Source organism: Nostoc sp. T09 (genome assembly GCF_002154695.1).
Lineage (GTDB): Bacteria > Cyanobacteriota > Cyanobacteriia > Cyanobacteriales > Nostocaceae > Aulosira.
Map to the genome: position 1 here is coordinate 1 of NZ_MTAV01000167.1, position 20,370 is coordinate 20,370.

Below are 20,370 nucleotides of genomic sequence, written 5' to 3' on the forward strand. Positions count from 1 at the left end.
AAACCCTTTCCCTTTAACCTTTTCCCTTTCCCCCTCCTGCAAAAATATATTTTTGCAAGAGGTCTAATAGTCATTTGTCTTTGGTTATTTCTCCCTTGTCTCCCCACCCTCTCCCACACTCCCCACACTCCCCACACTCCCTTCCCTGCTCAAAATCTCCTCCGCTTTTGCAGCACAGCCAACACAATCCCTAAAGTTGCAAAGATGGCGGCGGCGATCGCCCACAACGGTAATGATTGAGATTGAGTCTCTACTACACTATTATTGACATTCTGGGATTCTTGTGATATGCTTGCCGAACTTGATGCTACAGTCACGTTAAACTTTAACTCAAAAGGTTTAAAACTTGACCCTGCTGTAGGTTTACCACTCAGTCTCAGTAAATAAGTCCCTGGTTTGGGGAAGATAATTTCAGCACCTGGCGTAGCTTGATAGCGTTCAGCAGACACAGGTTTTAAAGGAGGTTCTAACAGTGGTGGCTCTTTTGCTGTATGGGGTTCGGCATAAACAGCCAACTGGCAATTACACTCTTTGAGAGCGATCGCCTTTCCACCTTTGCGAATCAGAGCAAACCAAGCTTGTGTGGGGTTTCCTGCTTGGGGATTATCATTCGGTTCAATATGGAGAGTACCACCAACATCTGCGGCTATTTTCACTGTATGGGCAGAGCTGGCGCGAGGATAATTTACCGAAATGACCAACAAAAAGATTAATAGCTGACTTACCTTGAGTACAGCAGGAACGGGAGGTTTAGCGCGACTTGCTTGGGGGAACATAAAATTTTGCTATGGATAACCTTGACCAAAAACACCGCGAGCGCAACAGCAAAACACAGAGGGTAAAAAAACCCAGTAGCGCTGCTGCTAATTTATTCCCCTCATTTGATTGTAAAGAACCCAGGTAATGGGAACCAATCAAAACCGCATGAATCACACTCAACAGCAAAGCAGGTACACTCAATAGATGAATCTGTCGCCAACGCTTACCTAAATATTTTTGCCAGAAGTCAAAACTTGTGAAAGCAGCGGGAGTCATCAATACCAATGCTACAACACCCGCAGCCATGCTCCACTGGAAGTCTGGCGGCAAGAACCAGAAAGCGGCAAAATTCCATTGCAGTGAATGTTCCATCATGTGGACAGTGTGAGCAACAGACAGCACAAAAGCTGCCACTCCCAAAGCACGACGGTAACGCAAGGGTGAAGCCCAGATGCCACTAATGGGGCGAGCTATTAGTGCTAGGATCAAGCAGATTAAGGCGGCGTGTCCGGTGTAATCGACCATTGTATCGCCAGTTCGCAGCAAAGTAATTGCGCCAATGGTAAGAGTTACCCAACCGCCTAAGCGAAACAACTGACTACGCTTGTCTTGACTTACCAACGAGGCAGAAACGCCTGCACCTAACATAGTCGGTAGGGTTCCCAAGCCAAAAGCTAGCATAGTTGCCGCACCCATCCATAAATTACCAGTCTCGGCGGCTTTAATCTGGGCTGCATACAAGAAACCGCAAGGCATTAATCCCCAAGTCATCCCCAAAAGTGCTGGTGTCGACCATCTAGGTTGTGAAGAAAGGTTGACCATTCCTGCACTCAAACGATTGTGTAAACTTCGTTGTAATAGAGGGTGTAAAACTGGAATCCGAGGTAGCAGATCGGGTTTTAGTTGTCCTAAACCAAACCAAATCAGCATCAAACCAGTAATTATTGCTATCCAGCGACGTAATTCACTGCCAATACCTGCTAGCTGTCCACCCTCTACCAATACTGAACCCAATGCCCCAATCCCCGCACCGACTAGGGTATAACTCAACATCCGCCCTAGGTTCAGTAATATATGAAATTTTAATTGCTGTCGCCAATCAGGAGTCCCGTGCTGATGAGATAAGGAGAATGCCATTGTTAAAGGACCGCACATCCCAAAACAATGTCCAAAACTACCCAGAAACCCCAGGATTGTAATGAGTGATAAATCTAGCATAAATAAATTCCTGAGTCCTTGATTCTGAGTTTTGGGTGGAAGCATGAAGAAATTATTTTCTCTTCATTTCTCCTTTTTTCCTCAGCAACGCCAGTCCGCTCAAGTCGGGAAACCCGCCCACGAGGCTGGCTCCTCAGCACTCAGCACTGTTATACTGCGGAACTTTAAGTGAAATTGGTGACTCTGTCAAAAGACGAGCTGTCAAACTTGCTGTTTGCGCTACCGTAAGTTTGAGAAGCAGGAACGATCGCATGAAAAAATGGATTTGGCTGGCGCTGTTACTCCTAGTAGTTATTGTTGTAAGTAGTAGAGGTACTGCCAAAAATAGGTTATTTGAGCAGCCTCCCGCACCAGCAATTGTTGAAAGTATTCCCAAAGAAAATACTCCAGCACAGAAATCTCAGCCTGTATCTAGCAATTTGCTGGTGTCGGCTGACAAGCTGTTTAGCCACATTCAAAAGTTGAATTTTCAGCGTTATACGAACGCCGAGCGATCGCGTACTCGCACTTATATTACAACTGAACTGAGAAAATTAGGCTGGACACCTAGGTTAGAAAAGTTCTCTGACGGTGTGAATATTTTTGCCGAACGCAAGGGAACTAATAAAAAAGCTGGTGCGATTCTTGTCGCTGCTCATTATGATACTGTTGCTGCTTCTCCGGGTGCTGATGATAACGCCAGTGGTGTAGCTGTAGTACTGGAAGTTGCTAGAATTCTTGGTGCACAACCAACACCACGCACATTGCAACTAGCTTTTTTTGACCAAGAAGAAGCGGGACTTTTGGGTAGTAAGGCTTTTGTGAGCAAAACAGCACGTTTGCAAAATCTACGCGGTGTCATTGTTATGGATATGGTAGGTTATGCTTGCCACACCACCGGTTGCCAAGAGTATCCAGCAGGTTTACCTGTTACCCCACCCAGCGATAAGGGCGACTTTTTAGCGGTAGTTGGCGATACAGAACATTTACCTTTGCTGAATGCCTTTCAAAACTCCCAGCAAATCTCGCCTACAGCTTTGAATAAAGAAGATTCAAATCTACCCTCAGTTCTAACACTGCCTATTCCTCTCAAAGGCTTGCTGACACCAGACACCCTACGCAGCGATCATGCACCATTTTGGTATCAAGGAGTAGGTGCTGTCTTAGTAACTGATACTGCTAATCTCCGAACTCCTCACTACCATCAATCTAGCGATATACCAGCTACAATTGACCGTGATTTCTTCATAGGTTCAGCCCAGATTGTGCTGAATGCTACTAATAAATTGTTAGAGAACGAGGAGAATTTGGCAACTCAACACTAATTTGGATGTTAGCTGGCTCTGCACGGAAATGTTGCACTCGCAGGATGAGTCAGGTGGAAATTGATATGAGAAGTTAAGTTGGTGAGGGCGATCGCTCCTGACCTTGGGAAGAAGCAAGAAAGAGAAAGTGCGATAACATTGATTTACGCTGTCGTTGGGTCAAAATTGCTCGTGGCTACCCCACTCAAAATAGACGAAGCCTTGCTGCAAGAAGCGCTGGCACTGGATGACCACACAACTATTGATGTTCTGGTTGAAACAGCACTTCGTGAATATATTCAACGTCGTAAGCGGCTCAAAGTGTTAGACCTCTTTGGCACCATTGATTATGACGAAGACTACGACTACAAGCATCAACGTCAGCAAACATGAGCGTCATTGTTGATACCTCTGTTTGGTCGCTGGCTCTGCGTCGGAAAACACCACCCAATTCTTCTCCTGCCGTCACACTATTACGGAATTTCATCACTGACGATCAAGTTGTCTTGCTAGGCGCAATTCGCCAAGAAATTCTTTCTGGAGTTCGCAGTTTGGAACAGTTTACCCAGATGCGGGATTACCTTCAAGCCTTCCCAGACCTAGAACTCATACCTGAAGACTACGAACTCGCCGCCGAGTTTTTCAACACGTGCCGCAGTAATGGCATCCAAGGCTCAAATACTGATTTTCTGATTTGTGCGGTTGCCCATCGTCGAAGCTACAGCATCCTCACCACTGACAAGGATTTTCAGAGTTTTCAAGCACACATTCCTGTTCTTCTATTGATCGTTGAAGGTTAGGCAACATTCAAGGTAAGGGCGTGATTTCCTTGATGATCGTCTAATCTTATACCATAGAAAGCTTTAAAGATTGGGTGTATTTAGCTCAATACAAAATCTTGATCAAAGAAGCCTAATTCAAAATTTTTAATAACTCAAGCGAATACTACTCATCTATCTTTTAGGTTGAGGATAGGTCAGAGTCCAGTTCTGTTTATCCTTGAGTTGCGCGTACAAACCTTGAAGAATTAGCCGCAGTGCAGTTCTAGTTCTCAGGTAGTCTCTCACCAAATGTGTTCCCGGATCGGCAGAGATATCATCATAGTTTTGACTGTAGCCAAATGGTTTGGAACATTCGCTACCAAAACCTTTGACAGTTAATACAAAAAGTGGGGTTTGCTTGTATTCATTAGGAACCATAAAGATACCATATACGTGATGCTCACCACGCCAAGGCTGAACAACAACTTTAGTCGCCTGTACTTGGAATTTTTTGGTTTTTGATGAGAGGAAAGCTTCTGAATTGCAATCAGAATCATTGATGGGCCACAACAGAATTACAATACTTAGTGAAAGTATAAAAACTAAAGCATAAATGAGTTGACGACGCATAGATTAAATAGAGAAATTTTATTTAATTAATCACAACTAATCGACAATATTAGAGAGTTAATCTGCAATTTCAATTGGATTCCAGGCTGTCACTAAAAAACATTATTGAGTTTATTTACCTTATTAAAATAGGCGATCGCCTATTTGTTTTTTGTGGCAATCTACACTGATTTGGAGCGAAATTTATTCAATATGAATATTCATAAGAAAAAATGTAATACGTAAGTGCCTTTGCTTTATGATCGAAATGTTTAACAGCAAGCAGCAAATTCAGCTTAGTGCAAACTATCTAGAGGATTATTTCCAAAATCATGAAAAAATGGTAGAAAATATTACAGACTAATGTTTTGTTACACAAAATTTTGTTCTGCTAGAACCTCGTGTAAAAATTGCACATTAATATGCAGGGAGTCTTTAGAATAAAAATGAGTCTCAATAAACAAAGTATTTTTATTAGTTAATACGCTATAAATTAAATTATATTCAAATAAAAAACTAGTAATTTAAATTTATCGAAATAGATTAATAGAAAATAGCTAAATTCTAATAATTTAGAAGAATCGAGGAAAGACTTATGCAAATTAGAGAAAATAAATTAGTCAATTTCCAAGAAGAAAATTCAATAAAACTGAAAAAAATTGACTATGTAGAATTCTATGTTGGCAATGCCCAGCAAGCTGCCTACTTTTATTGCAAATCTTTTGGCTTTAAAGCGATCGCCTATGCTGGATTGGAAACTGGAGTGCGCGATCGCAAGTCGTTTGTACTAGAACAGTCTGATATTCGCTTTGTGTTTACCTCTCCCCTGACGCCAGATGGCCCGGTGGCTGAATATGTCAGGTTACACGGCGATGGAGTATATAATATTGCCCTGCTGGTTGATGATGCTCGTACTTGTTTTCAAACAGCGATCGCACGGGGAGCAAAACCCATACAAGAACCAACTGTTTTCAAAGGAGAAAATGGATATATCATAAAAGCCGCGATCGCAGGCTATAGCGGCGACCTCATACATTCATTTATCGAACGTCATAACTATAGCGAGTTTGCGCCACAATATCATCCTATCGAAAACATACCAATAGCAATTCCAACTGGTCTAGTTGATATTGACCACATTGTTATTAATGTCGAGTTAGGAAAAATGGATTTATGGGCTGAATTTTATCATCAAGTACTGGATTTGCAGGAAAGTCAACAATTTACTAGCGATGATATATCAACTAAATATTCATCTTTGATGTCAAAAGTTTTGCAAAACAATACTGGTCAGATTAGGTTTCCTATTAACGAACCAGCCCCAAAATATCATAAATCACAAATTCAAGAATATTTAGACTTTCATCATGGGCCAGGAGTTCAACATATCGCCCTCAGAACTAATGATATTGTTCAGGTAGTACGACAGTTGCGGAGTAATGGCATTGAATTTTTAGATACACCTGAGACTTACTATCAAAATTTACCAAACCGGATTGGTGAAATTGATGAGGATATTAATACTCTGCGCGATCTGAAAATTTTGCTTGATCGGGACGAAACAGGGTATTTACTGCAAATATTTACTAAACCATTAGTGGCTAGACCTACCTTTTTTATTGAAATTATTCAACGCAAAGGCGCAGAAGGATTAGGTAACGGGAATTTTCAGGCATTATTTGAAGCGATCGAGCGTGAACAGGCTAATAGAGGCAATTTGTAAAAAATAGTTAAATTAGGCTAAGGTGCAATTTCTGATCGTTTCGTTGTTTTATCTAAGCATTTGTTGAAATGATCGTTGCATTCATAAGTTTTGCTTTAATGAAACTTGATTATGTATAAGTATTTGTTGAAATGATCGTTGCATTCATAAGTTTTGCTTTAATATAACTTGATTATGTATAAGCATTTATTGAAATGATCGTTGCATTCATAAGTTTTACTTTAACATTTCTTTGTTTCGTATAAGCATTTGTTGAAACGATCGTTGCATTAGTAAGTTTTGCTTTAACGTTTCTTTATTTCGTATAAGCATTTATCGAAATGATCGTTGCATTAGTAAGTTTGATGGAAGTATTTGCAACAAACACGAATGTTTTGTGGATATTTGTCTTAAAAGTTCTGGGTACTGACTAAGGCGTTATTCTCTTTGTCTCCTTCTTTGTCTTTTTTCATGCATGGCGATGAAGCTTGTTCATCGAGACTACCTTTGTTCAGTAATTATCAGCTGCTAAAATTTTTTACAACAGAGGTAGTAAAATACACGAAGATCAGCTATATTCCCGTAAGCGTGAAAAAAAAGATGTTCATGGGAATTACCAGGGGAAGTCTAAAAAATATTACAGGTTGGTTTTGTGCGGTAGCGATCGCACAGATTTTAGGGACAAATACCTCTGCAAAAGCTGCTGATACAGTTGTTGTCCGATTGGGTTTGTTTGCAGAATCCATCTCTGTTGCGGATATTCAAACTGCTGCCGACACTGGCAAATTTCCTAGTGATTTGAAATCCTACACCAATGGTTTATCTGAACAACAACGCCGCTTAGTCTTAGGGGCACTTAGAACGAGGATACCTTTGAATGTTGTCACCATTAGTCGGTTATTGAATACGCAGATTGGGACAACAATTCTCAACGATTTGGCAACTGCTTTAGTCAGAAAAGATCAGGCTGGTGCACAAGCACTGAGAGCCGGATTTGTCCTAGGCTCTATTTCACCACAAGGCCTTTCTATACTGTCGTTTATCAAAGCCTATCCTAGTCAACGCCTAGAAATTAATTTGCCACAAGCATTTACAGTTGCAGGCAGTCTGAACTCAGGTTTTTGGCTGACTCAACAGTTTATGCTGGCTATAGCTCCCCAACTTAACCCCACCACACCCCAAATATCATTTCCCTTTGATCCCAGCCAACCGGGAAGCGCTCAAGTTCAGGTTCTTGGCTTGCAGTTAAATGATCAAAAACGTGTGCGCAAAATTCCAGTTGATGTTTATTGGTCAAACGCTGCAACTGCTGATAAACCTATAATTGTTTTTAGCCACGGCTTCGCATCAGTGCGTAGAGATATGCGCTACCTAGCAGAACATCTAGCATCCCACGGCTATATAGTAGCGGCTCTAGAACATCCTGGTAGTAATGAGACAAGTACCAACTCAGCAATTAAAAATAACACCAGACTTTTACAGCCTCAGGAGTTCTTAGATCGTCCTAAGGATATTAGTTTTGTCCTTGATGAACTCGAAAAACTCAATCAAACAGCTAAAAATCCATTGCAAGGAAAAATCGCCACTAATAACGCGATGGTGATTGGTTATTCTTTTGGTGGCGGTACAGCTTTAGCAATTGCTGGAGCTGAAATGCAACTAGAAAGTCTCAAACAACGTTGTAAAAAAAATGTGGCTGGATTTAGTTTAGGTGAAACGCTGCAATGCGTTGCCCAAGAATTACCAGCTAATAAGTATCAACTAGGAGATCAGAGGATAAAAAGAGCGATCGCTCTGAGTCCTACCACCTCTTTAATGTTTGGTCAAACTGGTCTGAGTAAGCTGCAAGTACCCACCCTAGTATGGGCAGGTTCCGCAGATAAAACTGTCCCAGCATTACCCGAACAAATTGTTGGCTTTAATAAAATCCCATCACCCAAATGGCTTGTTGGGATACTTGGCGGTACTCATCTGAGTGTCAAAGACCCCAGTACTACAATGGATCAGCAGGGAAAACTAAATACACCTTTATCTGGTGGTGAAGTAGTGGGTGAGCAAGCAGTTGACATTCGTAAATACCTGAAAGCTATAGCTTTATCCTTTGCGGCACAGATGACTCCGGAAGCTGAGAAATACGCAATTTTTCTTACACCAGATTATGCGCAGTTTGCTTCTACTCAGGCATTTCCCATTCGCCTAGTTACCGAAATTCCACCGCAAGCGATGTTAGTAGTCAAAGAATTTATACGTCAATAAAGTAACTATTGCTTGCCAGAATTACTTAATAAAAAGATTGTAGACAATTTAGTGCAACAATGGCAGCCATCTTGCACGATCGCCTCTTGGTATCTGTGGCGCGGTCTGGAATTATAGTCTGTTAAATTTCTTTCTTTAAAAAATACCGTTGTTGTCCTGGGGGGAAGTTTTCCAAAACGCCAAATATCTGATAACCAAGACCTTCGTAAAAACCTAAAGATTGAAAGCTAAATGTATCTAGGTAAGCGTAACTACAACCGCGCTGTTTGGCTGCTTCCTCAGCTTTAGTCATGAGTTGTCTTCCATAACCTTGACCTCGCAATGTTTCTGCAACCCATAGATGAGAGACAAACAACCATCCCCACTGTGTTTTACCAACTAAACCACCGACAATTTCATTGTTAAAACCTCGAATTAAGACAGCTAGGGGTTGATATACATCTTTTTCTATTTGGCGATCATTGTTGTATTCAACCAGCTTGTTAATAATAGTCCGAATATCCTCTTGCTCAGGATCATCTTCAACCGTAAATTTGAGATCGGCCATTTGCTATCTGCCTTTTTGCAATATTATCCACGAAATGCAGAGACTGCTTCTGTTGTATCTGTAAACTCCCGAAACTGCTTAATTTTGCCATCTTCAACAGTCCAAATTACTACAGTATCAAGCTTGTATAGGAATCCGAAATGCTAATTTCTGAGAACCAAATAGCGCTACAATTACACAACATTGAACTTTCGGCTTTGTACCATTAGTCCCTTGGCGATTTAACGCCTGATCCTTTATGTGCCTTTCCCGCACTTGATCTGTTTGGGTAATTAGAAGAAATTTAAACTTTTGTGCTGTCTTGAAATAGCAGAATACAGACATTTTGTAGCAAAGTTGACAAAATGGGACAGCAAGACTCTGTATCTAAATTAGCTTGTAGCATCTCAACGATTGTAATATTTTTATGACTTCCCCTATTCGCTTTTTGATGTGTGCCCCTGACCACTATGATGTGGACTATGTGATTAATCCCTGGATGGAAGGGAACATTCACAAATCATCCCGCGATCGCGCCGTTGAACAGTGGCAAAAACTCTACCATGTCCTCAAAGACCACGCCATTGTAGATTTAGTAACGCCCGAAAAAGGTTGGCCTGATATGGTATTTACCGCCAACGCTGGCTTAGTGTTGGGGGATAATGTAGTTCTTAGCCGCTTTTTGCACAAAGAACGTCAGGGAGAAGAGCCTTACTTCCAAAAATGGTTTGAAGCCAACGGTTACACAGTGAATGTACTACCTAAAGACTTACCTTTTGAAGGTGCAGGAGACGCACTGCTAGACCGGGAAGGACGCTGGCTCTGGTCAGGTTATGGCTTCCGTTCAGAATTAGATTCTCATCCTTACTTAGCTAAGTGGTTGGATATTGAAGTACTGTCTCTGCGACTGATTGATGAGCGCTTCTATCACTTAGATACTTGCTTCTGTCCCTTGGCTAACGGCTATTTGCTGTACTACCCAGGTGCTTTTGATTCCTACTCCAACCGCTTAATTGAAATGCGAGTAGCAGCAGAAAAACGCATCGCCATAGAAGAAGCCGACGCGGTGAACTTCGCCTGTAATGCGGTGAATGTGGACAGCATCGTCATCATGAACAAGGCGAGCGATCCTTTAAAAACACGCCTTACAGATGTGGGTTTCCAAATCATTGAAACGCCACTGACAGAATTTCTCAAAGCTGGTGGTGCAGCGAAATGTCTTACCTTACGGGTAACAGAACCAGTTAGAGATGAAATTCACGCCAATGTTTCTGTAGAAAGTCGCATCATTCGCCTAGAAGGCCACTTGCTCGATTCTGGCTTGATTAACCGCGCTCTGGACTTGATTGTAGACACTGGGGGAAGCTTCCAAGTACTGAATTTTAACTTGGGAGAACAGCGCCAAAGTACTTCAGCAGCTGAAGTGAAGGTATCGGCACCATCCCACGAGGTGATGGAAGAAATTATCTCACTGTTGATTGATTTGGGTGCTGTAGACTTACCCCAAGATGAGCGCGATGCCAAACTAGAGCCTGTTGTCCAAGCTGGTGTAGCTCCTGATGATTTCTATGTGAGTACAATTTATCCTACGGAAGTGCGGATCAAGGGTAAGTGGGTGAAGGTGCAAAATCAGCGTATGGATGGCGCGATCGCAATTACTCAATCCCCCAATGGTTATGTTGCTAAGTGTAAAATATTACGCGATTTAGAAGTGGGCGAACAGGTAATTGTAGACGTATTGGGTATCCGCACCATCCGCAAAACTGAATCGCGGGAACAGCGCAATGCTCAAGAGTTTACCTTTATGTCCGCAGGGGTTTCCAGCGAGCGACGTGTGGAATTAGTCGTTGAGCAAGTGGCTTGGGAACTACGTAAAATCCGGGATGCTGGCGGTAAAGTAGTTGTCACAGCAGGACCAGTGGTAATTCACACTGGCGGCGGTGAACATCTATCACGGCTGATTCGTGAAGGATATGTCCAAGCGCTTTTGGGTGGGAATGCGATCGCAGTCCATGACATCGAGCAAAATATGATGGGAACATCTCTCGGTGTAGACATGAAGCGGGGTGTTGCTGTGCGTGGTGGACACCGCCATCACCTCAAAGTAATTAATAGCATTCGCCGTTATGGGAGTATTGCCAAAGCTGTGGAAGCAGGGGTAATCAAGAGTGGCGTGATGTATGAGTGCGTCCACAATCATGTACCTTTTGTACTAGCAGGTTCAATTCGGGATGATGGGCCTTTGCCTGATACCCAAATGGATTTGATTAAAGCACAGCAAGAATATGCCCAACATCTAGAAGGTGCGGAAATGATTGTGATGCTTTCTAGTATGCTGCACTCGATTGGTGTGGGGAATATGACACCTGCTGGAGTGAAAATGGTGTGTGTGGATATTAATCCAGCTGTAGTTACCAAGTTAAGCGATCGCGGTTCGATAGAATCGGTGGGTGTGGTTACAGATGTAGGATTATTCCTCAGTCTGTTGACACAGCAGTTGGATAAGTTGACAAGTCCTTATGTGAATAAGGTAGGTTAAGAAAGGTAACAGACAAAAGCGCAGAGAAAGGGAATGATGAGAGTAGCTTTCAGAAGAGAGTTGCAGATTAATTGGGTCAGTGCGATCGCTGATTTTATGCTAGCGGGTATGGTAATTGGCCCGCTAGCTGCTCCCTTTCTGGCTGCGTCTGGGGTATCTTTGTTGCCGGGAATTGCAAATATTATTTATTTCATGGGCAATCATGTATGCCCGCAACCTGATATGGGGTTAGATTTAGCACCACCCTTTCTCATGGCTGTATGTATGCGTTGTTACGGCACTGTCACAGGTTTGCTGATAACGCGCCTGTTGTATGGGGCAACTGACGGTAAAGGTTTTTACTGGTTAAATCAGTATGGCTGGAGTGGTGTTGCGATCGCCAGCGTGTTGATGATGGCTTATCCTTTGGAATTAGCAGCGCAGGTTTTCGGTTTGTGGAGTTTTGATAATTATATTGTCACGCCTTTTGGGTTAATTACGGGTTTGGCGTGGGGGTTATTTACCATGCCAATTTTGCACGGGCAACTTTCAAGTAATTAGCTTATTTCCAATGAATGTGTAATTCCTATAACTATAGAATTTATTTAGATGCTTGTTGCCTCAATCGTCCATTTGACGATCAAACACAATCTCGGATTGCACTGGAAACACAAGCAATCCTGACAATTCTTAGCCAATGCCAATCAGGAATCTGGAGACTGATCGCCAGCGCTGCTTTGGATGCAGAATTAGACCAAACTCCTGATCTAGAAAGACTCAAGAATGTCAAAAAATACTCGCGATCGCTAAAATCAAAGTCATCAGCAGCCAACTCATCGAAAAGCGATCGGCAGAACTCCAAAGCCTGGGATTTTCTAGCTATGATGCCACTCATATCGCAAGTGGTGAAAGAAGCCAAGCCGACATTTTCCTCACGACAGACGATAGACTCCTCAAAAAAGCCGAGAAAAACTCTCAATTGATTAACGTAAAAATTAATAATCCTGTGCAATGGCTAGTAGAGGTTATACAAATAGAGGGAAACAACAATGGCTAGAACACAGCAGGAAATCATCACACAAGGTTATCAAGCATTAGTCGATTCTTTAGGAGTTGTCGATGCCATAAGATTTATTCAACATTTCAGTCCAGGTCAAGGTGACTATACAAAGGAACGTCATCAGTGGCTAGACAAAAAATCTCTAGAGGATGTTTTTGCACAAATGAAACAGCTTCCAGAAAATGATTTTAATCAGTATGAAGAAATTATTGAGTAGTTATATTATCAGCCCCAAAATTTGCTGGATGAGTTTAAACAGCGAGATAATAACTGTAGGCAGGAATGAGCTTAAGGAAATATCTGAAATTGTAGGAAGTAAAGGATAGCTATTTCAAAATTTAGCGATAAAAGATTAATTTGGTTAACTAAATTTTGCAAAAAATTTTTAAGGCTCGCTTCGCTCGCTAAGGGTAAAGAAAAAAGGGTAGAGGGCAAAAGGGCAAGAGTGTAAAGGGCTAAAGAGTCCTCGCCGCAACACCGCAGACAATCCGAAACCCGAGGCTGTAGATGTCGAGGATCGGGTAGAGCCAAATGCGATTGGCAGAACGGCAGTCCTCAGGATTGTTGTGACACGAACCACCACGCAGCAGCCAAGATTGATTATCATTACCAACCCAAACTCTACCATCAATAGGCGCTCCTTTATAGCTATCATGCCAGGTATCTTGACACCACTCTCAAGCGTTGCCGTGCATATCGTATAAACCAAAGGCGTTGGGCGGAAAACTACCTACTTCTGTTGTTTGTTCTCGATATTTACCTTTTGGTGCAGAAGCATAAGTGTAATTTCCATTGTAATTGGCTAAATCGGTTGTAATTGTTTCGCCAAAGTGGAAAGGTGTACTTGTCCCTGCACGACAGGCGTATTCCCATTCTGCCTCACTTGGCAAGCGATAATTGCGCTTAGTTTTTTGGCTAAGTTTTTTGCAAAATTCTACAGCTTCATTCCAAGATACTCGCTCTACAGGACGTTTCGCTCCTTGAAATCTGGACGGATTTTTATCCATGAGTTGCTGATACTGTTCTTGAGTGACTTCAAACATACCCATAAAAAAAGTAGGCACATTTACTGTTCGTTGGGGTTCTTCATCTTTGCTTCGGTCTTTTTCCTCTGGTGGCGAACCCATTTTAAAAGAACCAGCAGGAATCTCAACCATCTCTAAAGTTATGCCATTACCTAAGTCTTCTTTAAAAAATTTGGCTTGCTTGTTAGAATCGCGTTTAATTACTTGCCCCTGGTTATCTACTGTTACAGTTTCAAACTCAACCTTCCACATAGGCAACCCTAATAAATTAGGTGCGCCTTCTGTTGGGGGAATATATTTTGGTTTAGCGACAGAAATAGTTGTGGGTTTATCAATAGGTTCAGGTGTGGGTGTAGATTCAGGTGTTGGTGATTTACCTTTAAAAATCTCACGACCTACCACTGCTGTAACTAAGCTTGCTCCTCCCAAACCAACCCATTGCAAAAACTGTTTCCGATTTATTCGCGCTGGGGTTGCAACATTTGTAGCCCTTTGTGGTGTAGAAGGCTTACTGGTTGATGTTTGTGGAGGTGTCACTACTTTTTGTTGCTGCTTCAGTCGTTCTGCTTCTTCCTGTGGTCGTAATCTATCTCTTATTGTCTCTATCTCCAGCTGCTTCGGCCGTTCTGCTTCTTGCTGCTGCCGTAATCTCCTTGCTTTTTCCTGCCTTATTCTCTCTTCTTGCTGGCGTTTCCGGTTTTCTGCGTCTTTCTTAGCAATAATTGGCTGTTCAATCTGCGCTATTTCATCGTTACTGAGTTGCAAAGATTGCTGCAACTGCTGCAACCGATTACGAGTTGCCACACTCAGGGGAAATTCTCGTTCAATTGCTTCCGAAAAAGCTTGCTGATAACGAACTAAATTTCGCTGATGTTCCTCTTGCTTTTGAGCTAATTGCAATTCTTGTGTTGTTTCAGGTGATACTGGTTGAGAAATTGCTGACCTTTCTCCGCTTGGTGATGAAGTGACAGGCTCAGGATTTAAGCTGATAGGTTCAGGATTTCCTCTTTGGCGTAGAGCAATCCTTTCAATAGCATTAACAGCATCCCAATCACCACGAGATGCTGCTAAAACTCTGATCCATAATTGCTTGGCTAATAATAAATCACCTAGATTTTCAGCTAAAGATGCCTGATACTTCAATGGCTCTACATCTTTGAGTCTGGCAGCTTGCTCTAACAAAACAAAGTACATTTTGTAAGGCGGTTCTGCCTTAAGATAAGGATTTTGTATCGCCCTTCTATAACGCGTATTTAACTGTGGAACGTGATAACGCAAATATTGGTCTAGACGCTCAACTGTGGCACAATTGGCCTCACCCTGTAGCCGCAAGCCTTCTAACAGCGCATGGGTAAATGAACCATGTTGTAATTCATCAATTTCCCAAGACTGTTGATTAGCAGCACAGGAGTAAAAAGTGATCACCCCTTGATGCTCTTCTATGCCAATTCCCAATCCGCCGCGATTGCCTTCATCTCGACAAGCATCTAACAGCAGTACCACATTATCAGCACCACAACGGCGTAATCGCTGGGTTACGTAATCAACAGCAATAGCTGTGGTGTTATCTGTGGGGTCACTATCCAAAAACATTAAATAGTCTTGGTCTGCATACCGCTTACCATGACCAGCAAAGAAAAACCAAAGGTTATCTTCTGGCTTGAGCAAAGGTGTTTCAAACTGTGCGTTTAAAAAGCGGCGAAAGCGACCGAAGTAAGGTTGAGTTGGTATAGGTGGATTTGTAGGAATGGGGCGAGAATCTTCAGTAAATAAGAAAACTTGGTCAAATCGAGCTTCCTCCCGAAACCAAGTCGCCATTGCTTCCGCATCTCGCTTAGCATACTTGAGTGTCTGGAGGTTATCGTAATTATTTATCCCGACAACGATCGCCCAATTCTTACCCATAAAAGTAATTCGTAATTGATAATACCCTTCGGGAAGCCACCCTTCGGGTGTCTACGTAATTCGGAGTTACAATCAGTGCTTGCTTTAGTAATTACGAATTATTAATTATTTAATCAGTTATTTCCGCTTGAATTTAAAGGTTATAGCGCCTTTACCCCCAGCTTTACCGCCAACGCCAAATAAGCTGATTTGTCCTTCGCCGTTAATTTCTACTCATAACTCGACTTCATCAAGCTGTATCTTAGATTCAGGTTGGTCAGCTTCATCAAGCATTGTGTTATTGATATCAAAAGGTATTGCCCACCTTACAAATTAGATTATCTCTACTGGGGGTGCGTAGGCTTAGCCCGTCGTAGACATCGCATATTCTCCTGATTTTGCAAAATCCTACTGCACTTTCCTAAACCACTCACTAATCCCATCCGCTAGCACTTTTGCCATCTTCTTCTGTTCCTGTGGGTTCACCACCTGCTCAAATTCATTGGGATTACTCATAAAACCTAATTCCAGCAACACCGATGGCGCAGCAGTAGGACGTGTCAGCGCTAGGTTGTCCCAAAACACACCATAGGAAGGTCTGCCCAGATTTTTGACTACATAGTTATGCAAAAATAATGCTAGACTGTGTGCCTGGGTGTTATACCAAAAGGCTGCAAATCCCTTGATTTTTTCCGCATTACCGTCATCGGGTAAAGAGTTGTGATGAATAGAAAGAGCGATCGCAGGTTCTTCTTTAGTAATAATTACTTGCCGTTCTCCTAAAGATACTTCTTTATCATCCTCCCGTGTTAGCACCACTGTCGCCCCACGTTTCACCAATTCATCGCGCAGCAACTTAGAGACCACCAAGTTGACATCTTTTTCTAAATAGCCAGTTGGGCCACTGGCACCTGATTCTTTACCCCCATGTCCGGGATCGAGTAAAATCTTGATGCCGGATAAAGGTTTGCGTGTTTTGTCTTTGATGATAGGCGGATGACGTAAAGCTAAAACTAGGCTCGTACCTTCGTATCTCAGCTGATATCCCCACTGTTGAGATTTTTTGAGATTAAAGGTGTATTTAACCTGTCCTGGAGCCACCTGTTGCCAATCTAAGCGAGAAATTAGGGGACTATCATCCGTGCGCACAATATCTGTTTGGGCGGTGGTGTTGTAGAGTGTGAGGCTGAAAGAGCGATCGCTTTGTTGTACGCGTACAGGCACAGGAACTTCAAGCGGGAAAACAATCTCCGTGGCGCTAGGGAGTTGTCGATAGCCGACACTGCGAATGATTGTACGTGGTGAGATAGCACCTGGTAAAACTTGGGTTTCTTTACTATTAATCCAAGCACCATAATCTAGGCGCAACCATTCACCTTCTTTCCCTGTGACTGTGGCTCTGGTTCCTTTAGGTAATGGTGTGAGCCTTGAATGGTCGGTACTTGGACCAGTGCGAGCTACGCCTGAGTCTGCTGTTACCTCAACAACGGGCAATTTTATGGGTGTGAGAATTTCAATTTTGCCAGTACCTGACTGAGTTACAGTCTGACCGTTAAGTGTCAGGCGAAATTCTGGTTTACCCAAATCAATATTTTTACCGGAATCTGGAATAAGAGCACTGGAAAATATATTATTACCGTAAATTAGGGAGCTACTTTCGATTGGAGAATCAGGCTTTTGTGCTATGGTGCAACCCTCATACCTTCCTGCGATAGACTGGTTAGCAGGTTGATTATTTCCCGTTAAGGCAGCCAAATTATTTGGTAGTTGTGCCTTGATGGGTTGGGGTGCAAGGGCAATAGTTTGATTAGCCAGGTTAACAGAAACACTGGCGTTAGAGGGTGCGATCGCGCTAAAACAAATTAATTCCCCTGGTAGCCTGGCAATGTCGGCTGCTGGCGTAAGAGAATCTTTGGCAAAGGCTAAACCTTGTGGTAGCTGAGGCTGAGTGGTAAGTCTTGTCACCTTAATCTGAAGTTCTTGATTTTGGTGACGCACAGTAAACAAATTATCTCCCAATTGCAAGGGAAAACTTGGGGCAAAATGACCAGCCTTGCTGCGGGTAATTGGCTTACCATTAACCAACACTTGACCATCTGATGGTGCAGTACCAAGAAAAAAGATTTTTTCCGCACTTGTTTGGTAGTTTGTATTGGGAAAAACAACTACAAGAGATGAATCTGCCAATGCTACTGAGGAGGTGACAATCAGGCTTAATATTACCAGTCCTACGAGTTTTTTCACAGCGAGATCACAGAAGATTTCACAATAGTTACTGTGGCACAATGACGGGATGTATTTTTAGAAGTGGCCAGAAATTCAAATTAGTATGACTAAGTTTATTTTTGTAACTGGGGGCGTAGTTTCCAGTATCGGCAAAGGCATTGTAGCAGCAAGCCTAGGGCGATTGCTCAAGTCGCGCAATTATTCTGTGTCGATTCTCAAACTCGACCCTTACCTGAATGTCGATCCAGGAACAATGAGTCCCTTTCAACATGGGGAAGTTTTTGTTACCCAGGATGGCGCGGAAACAGATTTGGATTTGGGGCATTACGAACGCTTCACCGATACTTCAATGTCACGCCTCAACAGCGTTACCACTGGCTCTATTTACCAAGCAGTAATCAATAGAGAACGGCGCGGCGATTATAATGGCGGCACTGTGCAAGTGATACCCCACATCACTAATGAAATTAAAGACCGAATTCTAAGAGTTGCTAAGAATACTAATCCTGATGCGGTAATTACAGAAATAGGCGGTACGGTAGGAGATATTGAGTCACTGCCGTTTTTAGAAGCAATTCGCCAGTTTCGCAAGGAAGTAGGACGACAGAACGTGGTGTATATGCACGTTACCTTATTACCTTGGATTGCCTCCGCTGGGGAAATGAAAACTAAGCCGACACAGCATTCAGTGAAGGAATTAAGATCGATTGGCATTCAACCAGATATTTTAGTTTGCCGTTGCGATCGCCCCTTACCTGTGGGATTAAAACGAAAATTATCCGAATTTTGCGATGTCGCAGAAGAATGCGTCATTACTTCCCAAGATGCCAAAAGTATCTATGAAGTACCGTTGATGCTAGAACGGGAAGGCATGGCAGAGCAAGTCTTGGATTTGCTGCAAATGGAACAACGCAAACCAGATCTCGTACAGTGGCAAAACCTGGTGCAACATTTGCACAGTCCCAAACACGATATAGAAATTGCGATTGTTGGTAAATACGTGCGCTTGGGCGATGCTTACATATCAGTAGTCGAAGCCTTGCAACACGCAGCCATCTCCACCTATGGGCGACTGCGCCTGCGTTGGATAAACTCAGAAGCCTTAGAAACCGAATCAGCAGAAAATCAACTAGAAGGCGTTGATGGTGTACTTGTACCAGGCGGTTTCGGTGTCCGGGGAGTAGATGGTAAGATTGCCGCGATTAAATATGCCCGCGATCGCCAAATTCCCTTCTTAGGTTTATGCTTGGGAATGCAATGTGCCGTCATTGAATGGGCTAGGAACATCGAAGGATTAAAAGATGCCAACAGTGCCGAATTTAATCTTTATACCAGCGCGCCAGTCATTAACCTATTACCAGATCAGCAGGATGTGGTCGATTTAGGCGGCACAATGCGCTTGGGAGTTTACCCTTGTCATGTACTCCCCAATACTTTGGCGTTCAAACTCTATCAAGAAGATGTGATTTATGAACGGCATCGCCATCGGTATGAGTTTAACAATAATTACCGCAGCCTCTTATTAGAGTCAGGTTATGTGATTAGCGGTACTTCTCCTGATGGGCGCTTAGTGGAAATGGTCGAATTACCAAAACACCCATTCTTTCTGGCTTGCCAATTCCATCCAGAGTTTCAATCGCGTCCTAGCAATCCTCATCCATTATTTCAAGGATTTATTCAAGCTGCGATCGCTCATACTCTTCCGCCTCTAGTACAACAGCACTAGCATTGCTACGCGGAAGTCAAAAGTTAAAAGTCAAAAGTCAAAAAGCTGATAGATATAGACTTGTTGTCTATCCTATAGACCCATGATGGTGACAATAATTTTTGTGAACGGCTGACACTGAACTCATAAGGTATAGCATCTTTATTCCCACCGTGCTGTACTAGTGTAAGCTGACAACAGTAATCTAAAATTCACAATCAACAGCAGCTTTTTTGCGATTTAAATTGTGAATTTTTCTAAAGGAACAGCGACATCACGGGGACTTGAGGAGATTTTGTGGCGTACTGGGTGAAAATCCTTTACGAGAGGAAAAAATACGTAGTCAATTTTGACCGTATTAATGCCTTTTGTTATGAACAAAACGGCAGAGTTACCTTTTGGCTACCCGATTCTGCTATTCCTATTGTGATTAACCCACAAAGTAATCCGCAAGACTATGAAAAGATTTTGCAATACATAGAACGTGTGACTGGTTTGGAACTAGAAGATGCCTATTGGGTGAAAATTATTTATGAAAACGATCAATATGTAATTAACCTCAATTGCATTAGTTCCTTTTGCCAAGAATCCAACGGCAGGATAACTTTTTGGTTACCTGATGGTACTATTCCCATCATCATCAATCCCGCGAGTAATCCAGAGTCTTATCAAAAAGTTTTGCAATACGTTCAGAAAGCAACAGGATATTCTTTGTCTTAAATGTTGAGGCGAGGACAGAGGGTACAAGGAAGGAGAGAGTTTTAAGGTATGTCTTTTTGCCTTGCCCAATTGAAAGCCTCCACAAAATCAAAGATTTGGTAGTCTTCAATCAGCGAAA

General features: G+C 42.5%; 16 protein-coding genes and 1 pseudogene. 11 read left to right on the top strand and 6 right to left on the bottom strand.

Going from position 1 to position 20,370, the window contains the following annotated elements; all coding sequences use genetic code 11:
* Nucleotides 1–149 precede the first annotated feature (149 nt).
* Nucleotides 150–776 (bottom strand): hypothetical protein, encoded by a 627-nt coding sequence (locus BV372_RS28405; RefSeq protein ID WP_086689847.1) that lies wholly within the window; start codon nucleotides 774–776, stop codon nucleotides 150–152.
* On the bottom strand, nucleotides 751–1,977 hold the full coding sequence (locus BV372_RS28410) for a sulfite exporter TauE/SafE family protein (protein ID WP_086689904.1): 1,227 nt from the start codon (nucleotides 1,975–1,977) through the stop codon (nucleotides 751–753). The genes BV372_RS28405 and BV372_RS28410 overlap by 26 nt, the downstream gene beginning before the upstream one ends.
* 251 nt (nucleotides 1,978–2,228) lie before the next feature.
* Here BV372_RS28410 and BV372_RS28415 point away from each other — a divergent pair, with 251 nt between their 5' ends.
* The 3 genes from BV372_RS28415 to BV372_RS28425 all read left to right on the top strand — a co-directional run bounded on the left by BV372_RS28415 (nucleotide 2,229) and on the right by BV372_RS28425 (nucleotide 4,060).
* Nucleotides 2,229–3,281 (top strand): M20/M25/M40 family metallo-hydrolase, encoded by a 1,053-nt coding sequence (locus BV372_RS28415; RefSeq protein WP_086689850.1) that lies wholly within the window; start codon nucleotides 2,229–2,231, stop codon nucleotides 3,279–3,281.
* Nucleotides 3,282–3,452: 171 nt separating this feature from the next.
* Nucleotides 3,453–3,653 carry a type II toxin-antitoxin system VapB family antitoxin gene (locus BV372_RS28420; protein ID WP_086689906.1) on the top strand — a complete coding sequence of 67 codons (201 nt, stop codon included), beginning with the start codon at nucleotides 3,453–3,455 and terminating at the stop codon, nucleotides 3,651–3,653.
* Nucleotides 3,650–4,060, top strand: coding sequence for a PIN domain-containing protein (locus tag BV372_RS28425; protein ID WP_086689852.1), 411 nt, complete (start codon nucleotides 3,650–3,652; stop codon nucleotides 4,058–4,060). The genes BV372_RS28420 and BV372_RS28425 overlap by 4 nt, the downstream gene beginning before the upstream one ends.
* Before the next feature lie 153 nt (nucleotides 4,061–4,213).
* On the opposite strand, the gene BV372_RS28430 is transcribed toward BV372_RS28425, so the two are convergent.
* Complete coding sequence (locus BV372_RS28430) at nucleotides 4,214–4,651, bottom strand: hypothetical protein (protein ID WP_086689854.1); 438 nt, start codon at nucleotides 4,649–4,651, stop codon at nucleotides 4,214–4,216.
* 574 nt (nucleotides 4,652–5,225) lie between these two features.
* On the opposite strand from BV372_RS28430, the gene hppD reads away from it, so the two are divergent.
* Both hppD and BV372_RS28440 read left to right on the top strand, forming a co-directional pair.
* Nucleotides 5,226–6,353, top strand: a complete 1,128-nt coding sequence (gene hppD, locus BV372_RS28435) for a 4-hydroxyphenylpyruvate dioxygenase (protein WP_086689856.1) — start codon at nucleotides 5,226–5,228, stop codon at nucleotides 6,351–6,353.
* Between the two features lie 585 nt (nucleotides 6,354–6,938).
* On the top strand, nucleotides 6,939–8,588 hold the full coding sequence (locus BV372_RS28440) for an alpha/beta hydrolase (RefSeq protein ID WP_086689858.1): 1,650 nt from the start codon (nucleotides 6,939–6,941) through the stop codon (nucleotides 8,586–8,588).
* 121 nt (nucleotides 8,589–8,709) lie between these two features.
* Here the strand turns inward: BV372_RS28440 and BV372_RS28445 are convergent, their stop codons facing one another.
* On the bottom strand, nucleotides 8,710–9,135 hold the full coding sequence (locus tag BV372_RS28445) for a GNAT family N-acetyltransferase (protein ID WP_086689860.1): 426 nt from the start codon (nucleotides 9,133–9,135) through the stop codon (nucleotides 8,710–8,712).
* Nucleotides 9,136–9,541: 406 nt separating this feature from the next.
* Between BV372_RS28445 and BV372_RS28455 the strand changes: the two genes are divergently transcribed.
* The 4 genes from BV372_RS28455 (at nucleotide 9,542) to BV372_RS28470 (ending at nucleotide 12,909) form a co-directional block, all read left to right on the top strand.
* A complete protein-coding gene (locus tag BV372_RS28455; protein ID WP_086689864.1) occupies nucleotides 9,542–11,653 on the top strand; it encodes a TIGR00300 family protein in 2,112 nt (703 codons plus the stop codon).
* A 33-nt stretch (nucleotides 11,654–11,686) separates the two neighbouring features.
* Complete coding sequence (locus BV372_RS28460) at nucleotides 11,687–12,193, top strand: DUF2085 domain-containing protein (protein ID WP_086689866.1); 507 nt, start codon at nucleotides 11,687–11,689, stop codon at nucleotides 12,191–12,193.
* 14 nt (nucleotides 12,194–12,207) lie between these two features.
* On the top strand, nucleotides 12,208–12,615 hold the full coding sequence (locus BV372_RS28465; RefSeq protein ID WP_256973513.1) for a hypothetical protein: 408 nt from the start codon (nucleotides 12,208–12,210) through the stop codon (nucleotides 12,613–12,615).
* 66 nt (nucleotides 12,616–12,681) lie between these two features.
* Nucleotides 12,682–12,909, top strand: a complete 228-nt coding sequence (locus BV372_RS28470) for a hypothetical protein (protein ID WP_086689868.1) — start codon at nucleotides 12,682–12,684, stop codon at nucleotides 12,907–12,909.
* 238 nt (nucleotides 12,910–13,147) lie between these two features.
* Here BV372_RS28470 and BV372_RS38465 read toward each other — a convergent pair.
* Together BV372_RS38465 and BV372_RS28480 are read right to left on the bottom strand one after the other, a co-directional pair.
* Nucleotides 13,148–15,622: pseudogene (locus tag BV372_RS38465) on the bottom strand (SUMF1/EgtB/PvdO family nonheme iron enzyme).
* A 387-nt stretch (nucleotides 15,623–16,009) separates the two neighbouring features.
* A complete protein-coding gene (locus BV372_RS28480) occupies nucleotides 16,010–17,845 on the bottom strand; it encodes an N-acetylmuramoyl-L-alanine amidase (protein WP_086689870.1) in 1,836 nt (611 codons plus the stop codon).
* Between the two features lie 85 nt (nucleotides 17,846–17,930).
* Here BV372_RS28480 and BV372_RS28485 point away from each other — a divergent pair, with 85 nt between their 5' ends.
* On the top strand, nucleotides 17,931–19,553 hold the full coding sequence (locus BV372_RS28485) for a CTP synthase (RefSeq protein ID WP_086689872.1): 1,623 nt from the start codon (nucleotides 17,931–17,933) through the stop codon (nucleotides 19,551–19,553).
* Nucleotides 19,554–19,829: 276 nt separating this feature from the next.
* Nucleotides 19,830–20,252 carry a hypothetical protein gene (locus BV372_RS28490; RefSeq protein ID WP_086689874.1) on the top strand — a complete coding sequence of 141 codons (423 nt, stop codon included), beginning with the start codon at nucleotides 19,830–19,832 and terminating at the stop codon, nucleotides 20,250–20,252.
* Nucleotides 20,253–20,370 lie beyond the last annotated feature (118 nt).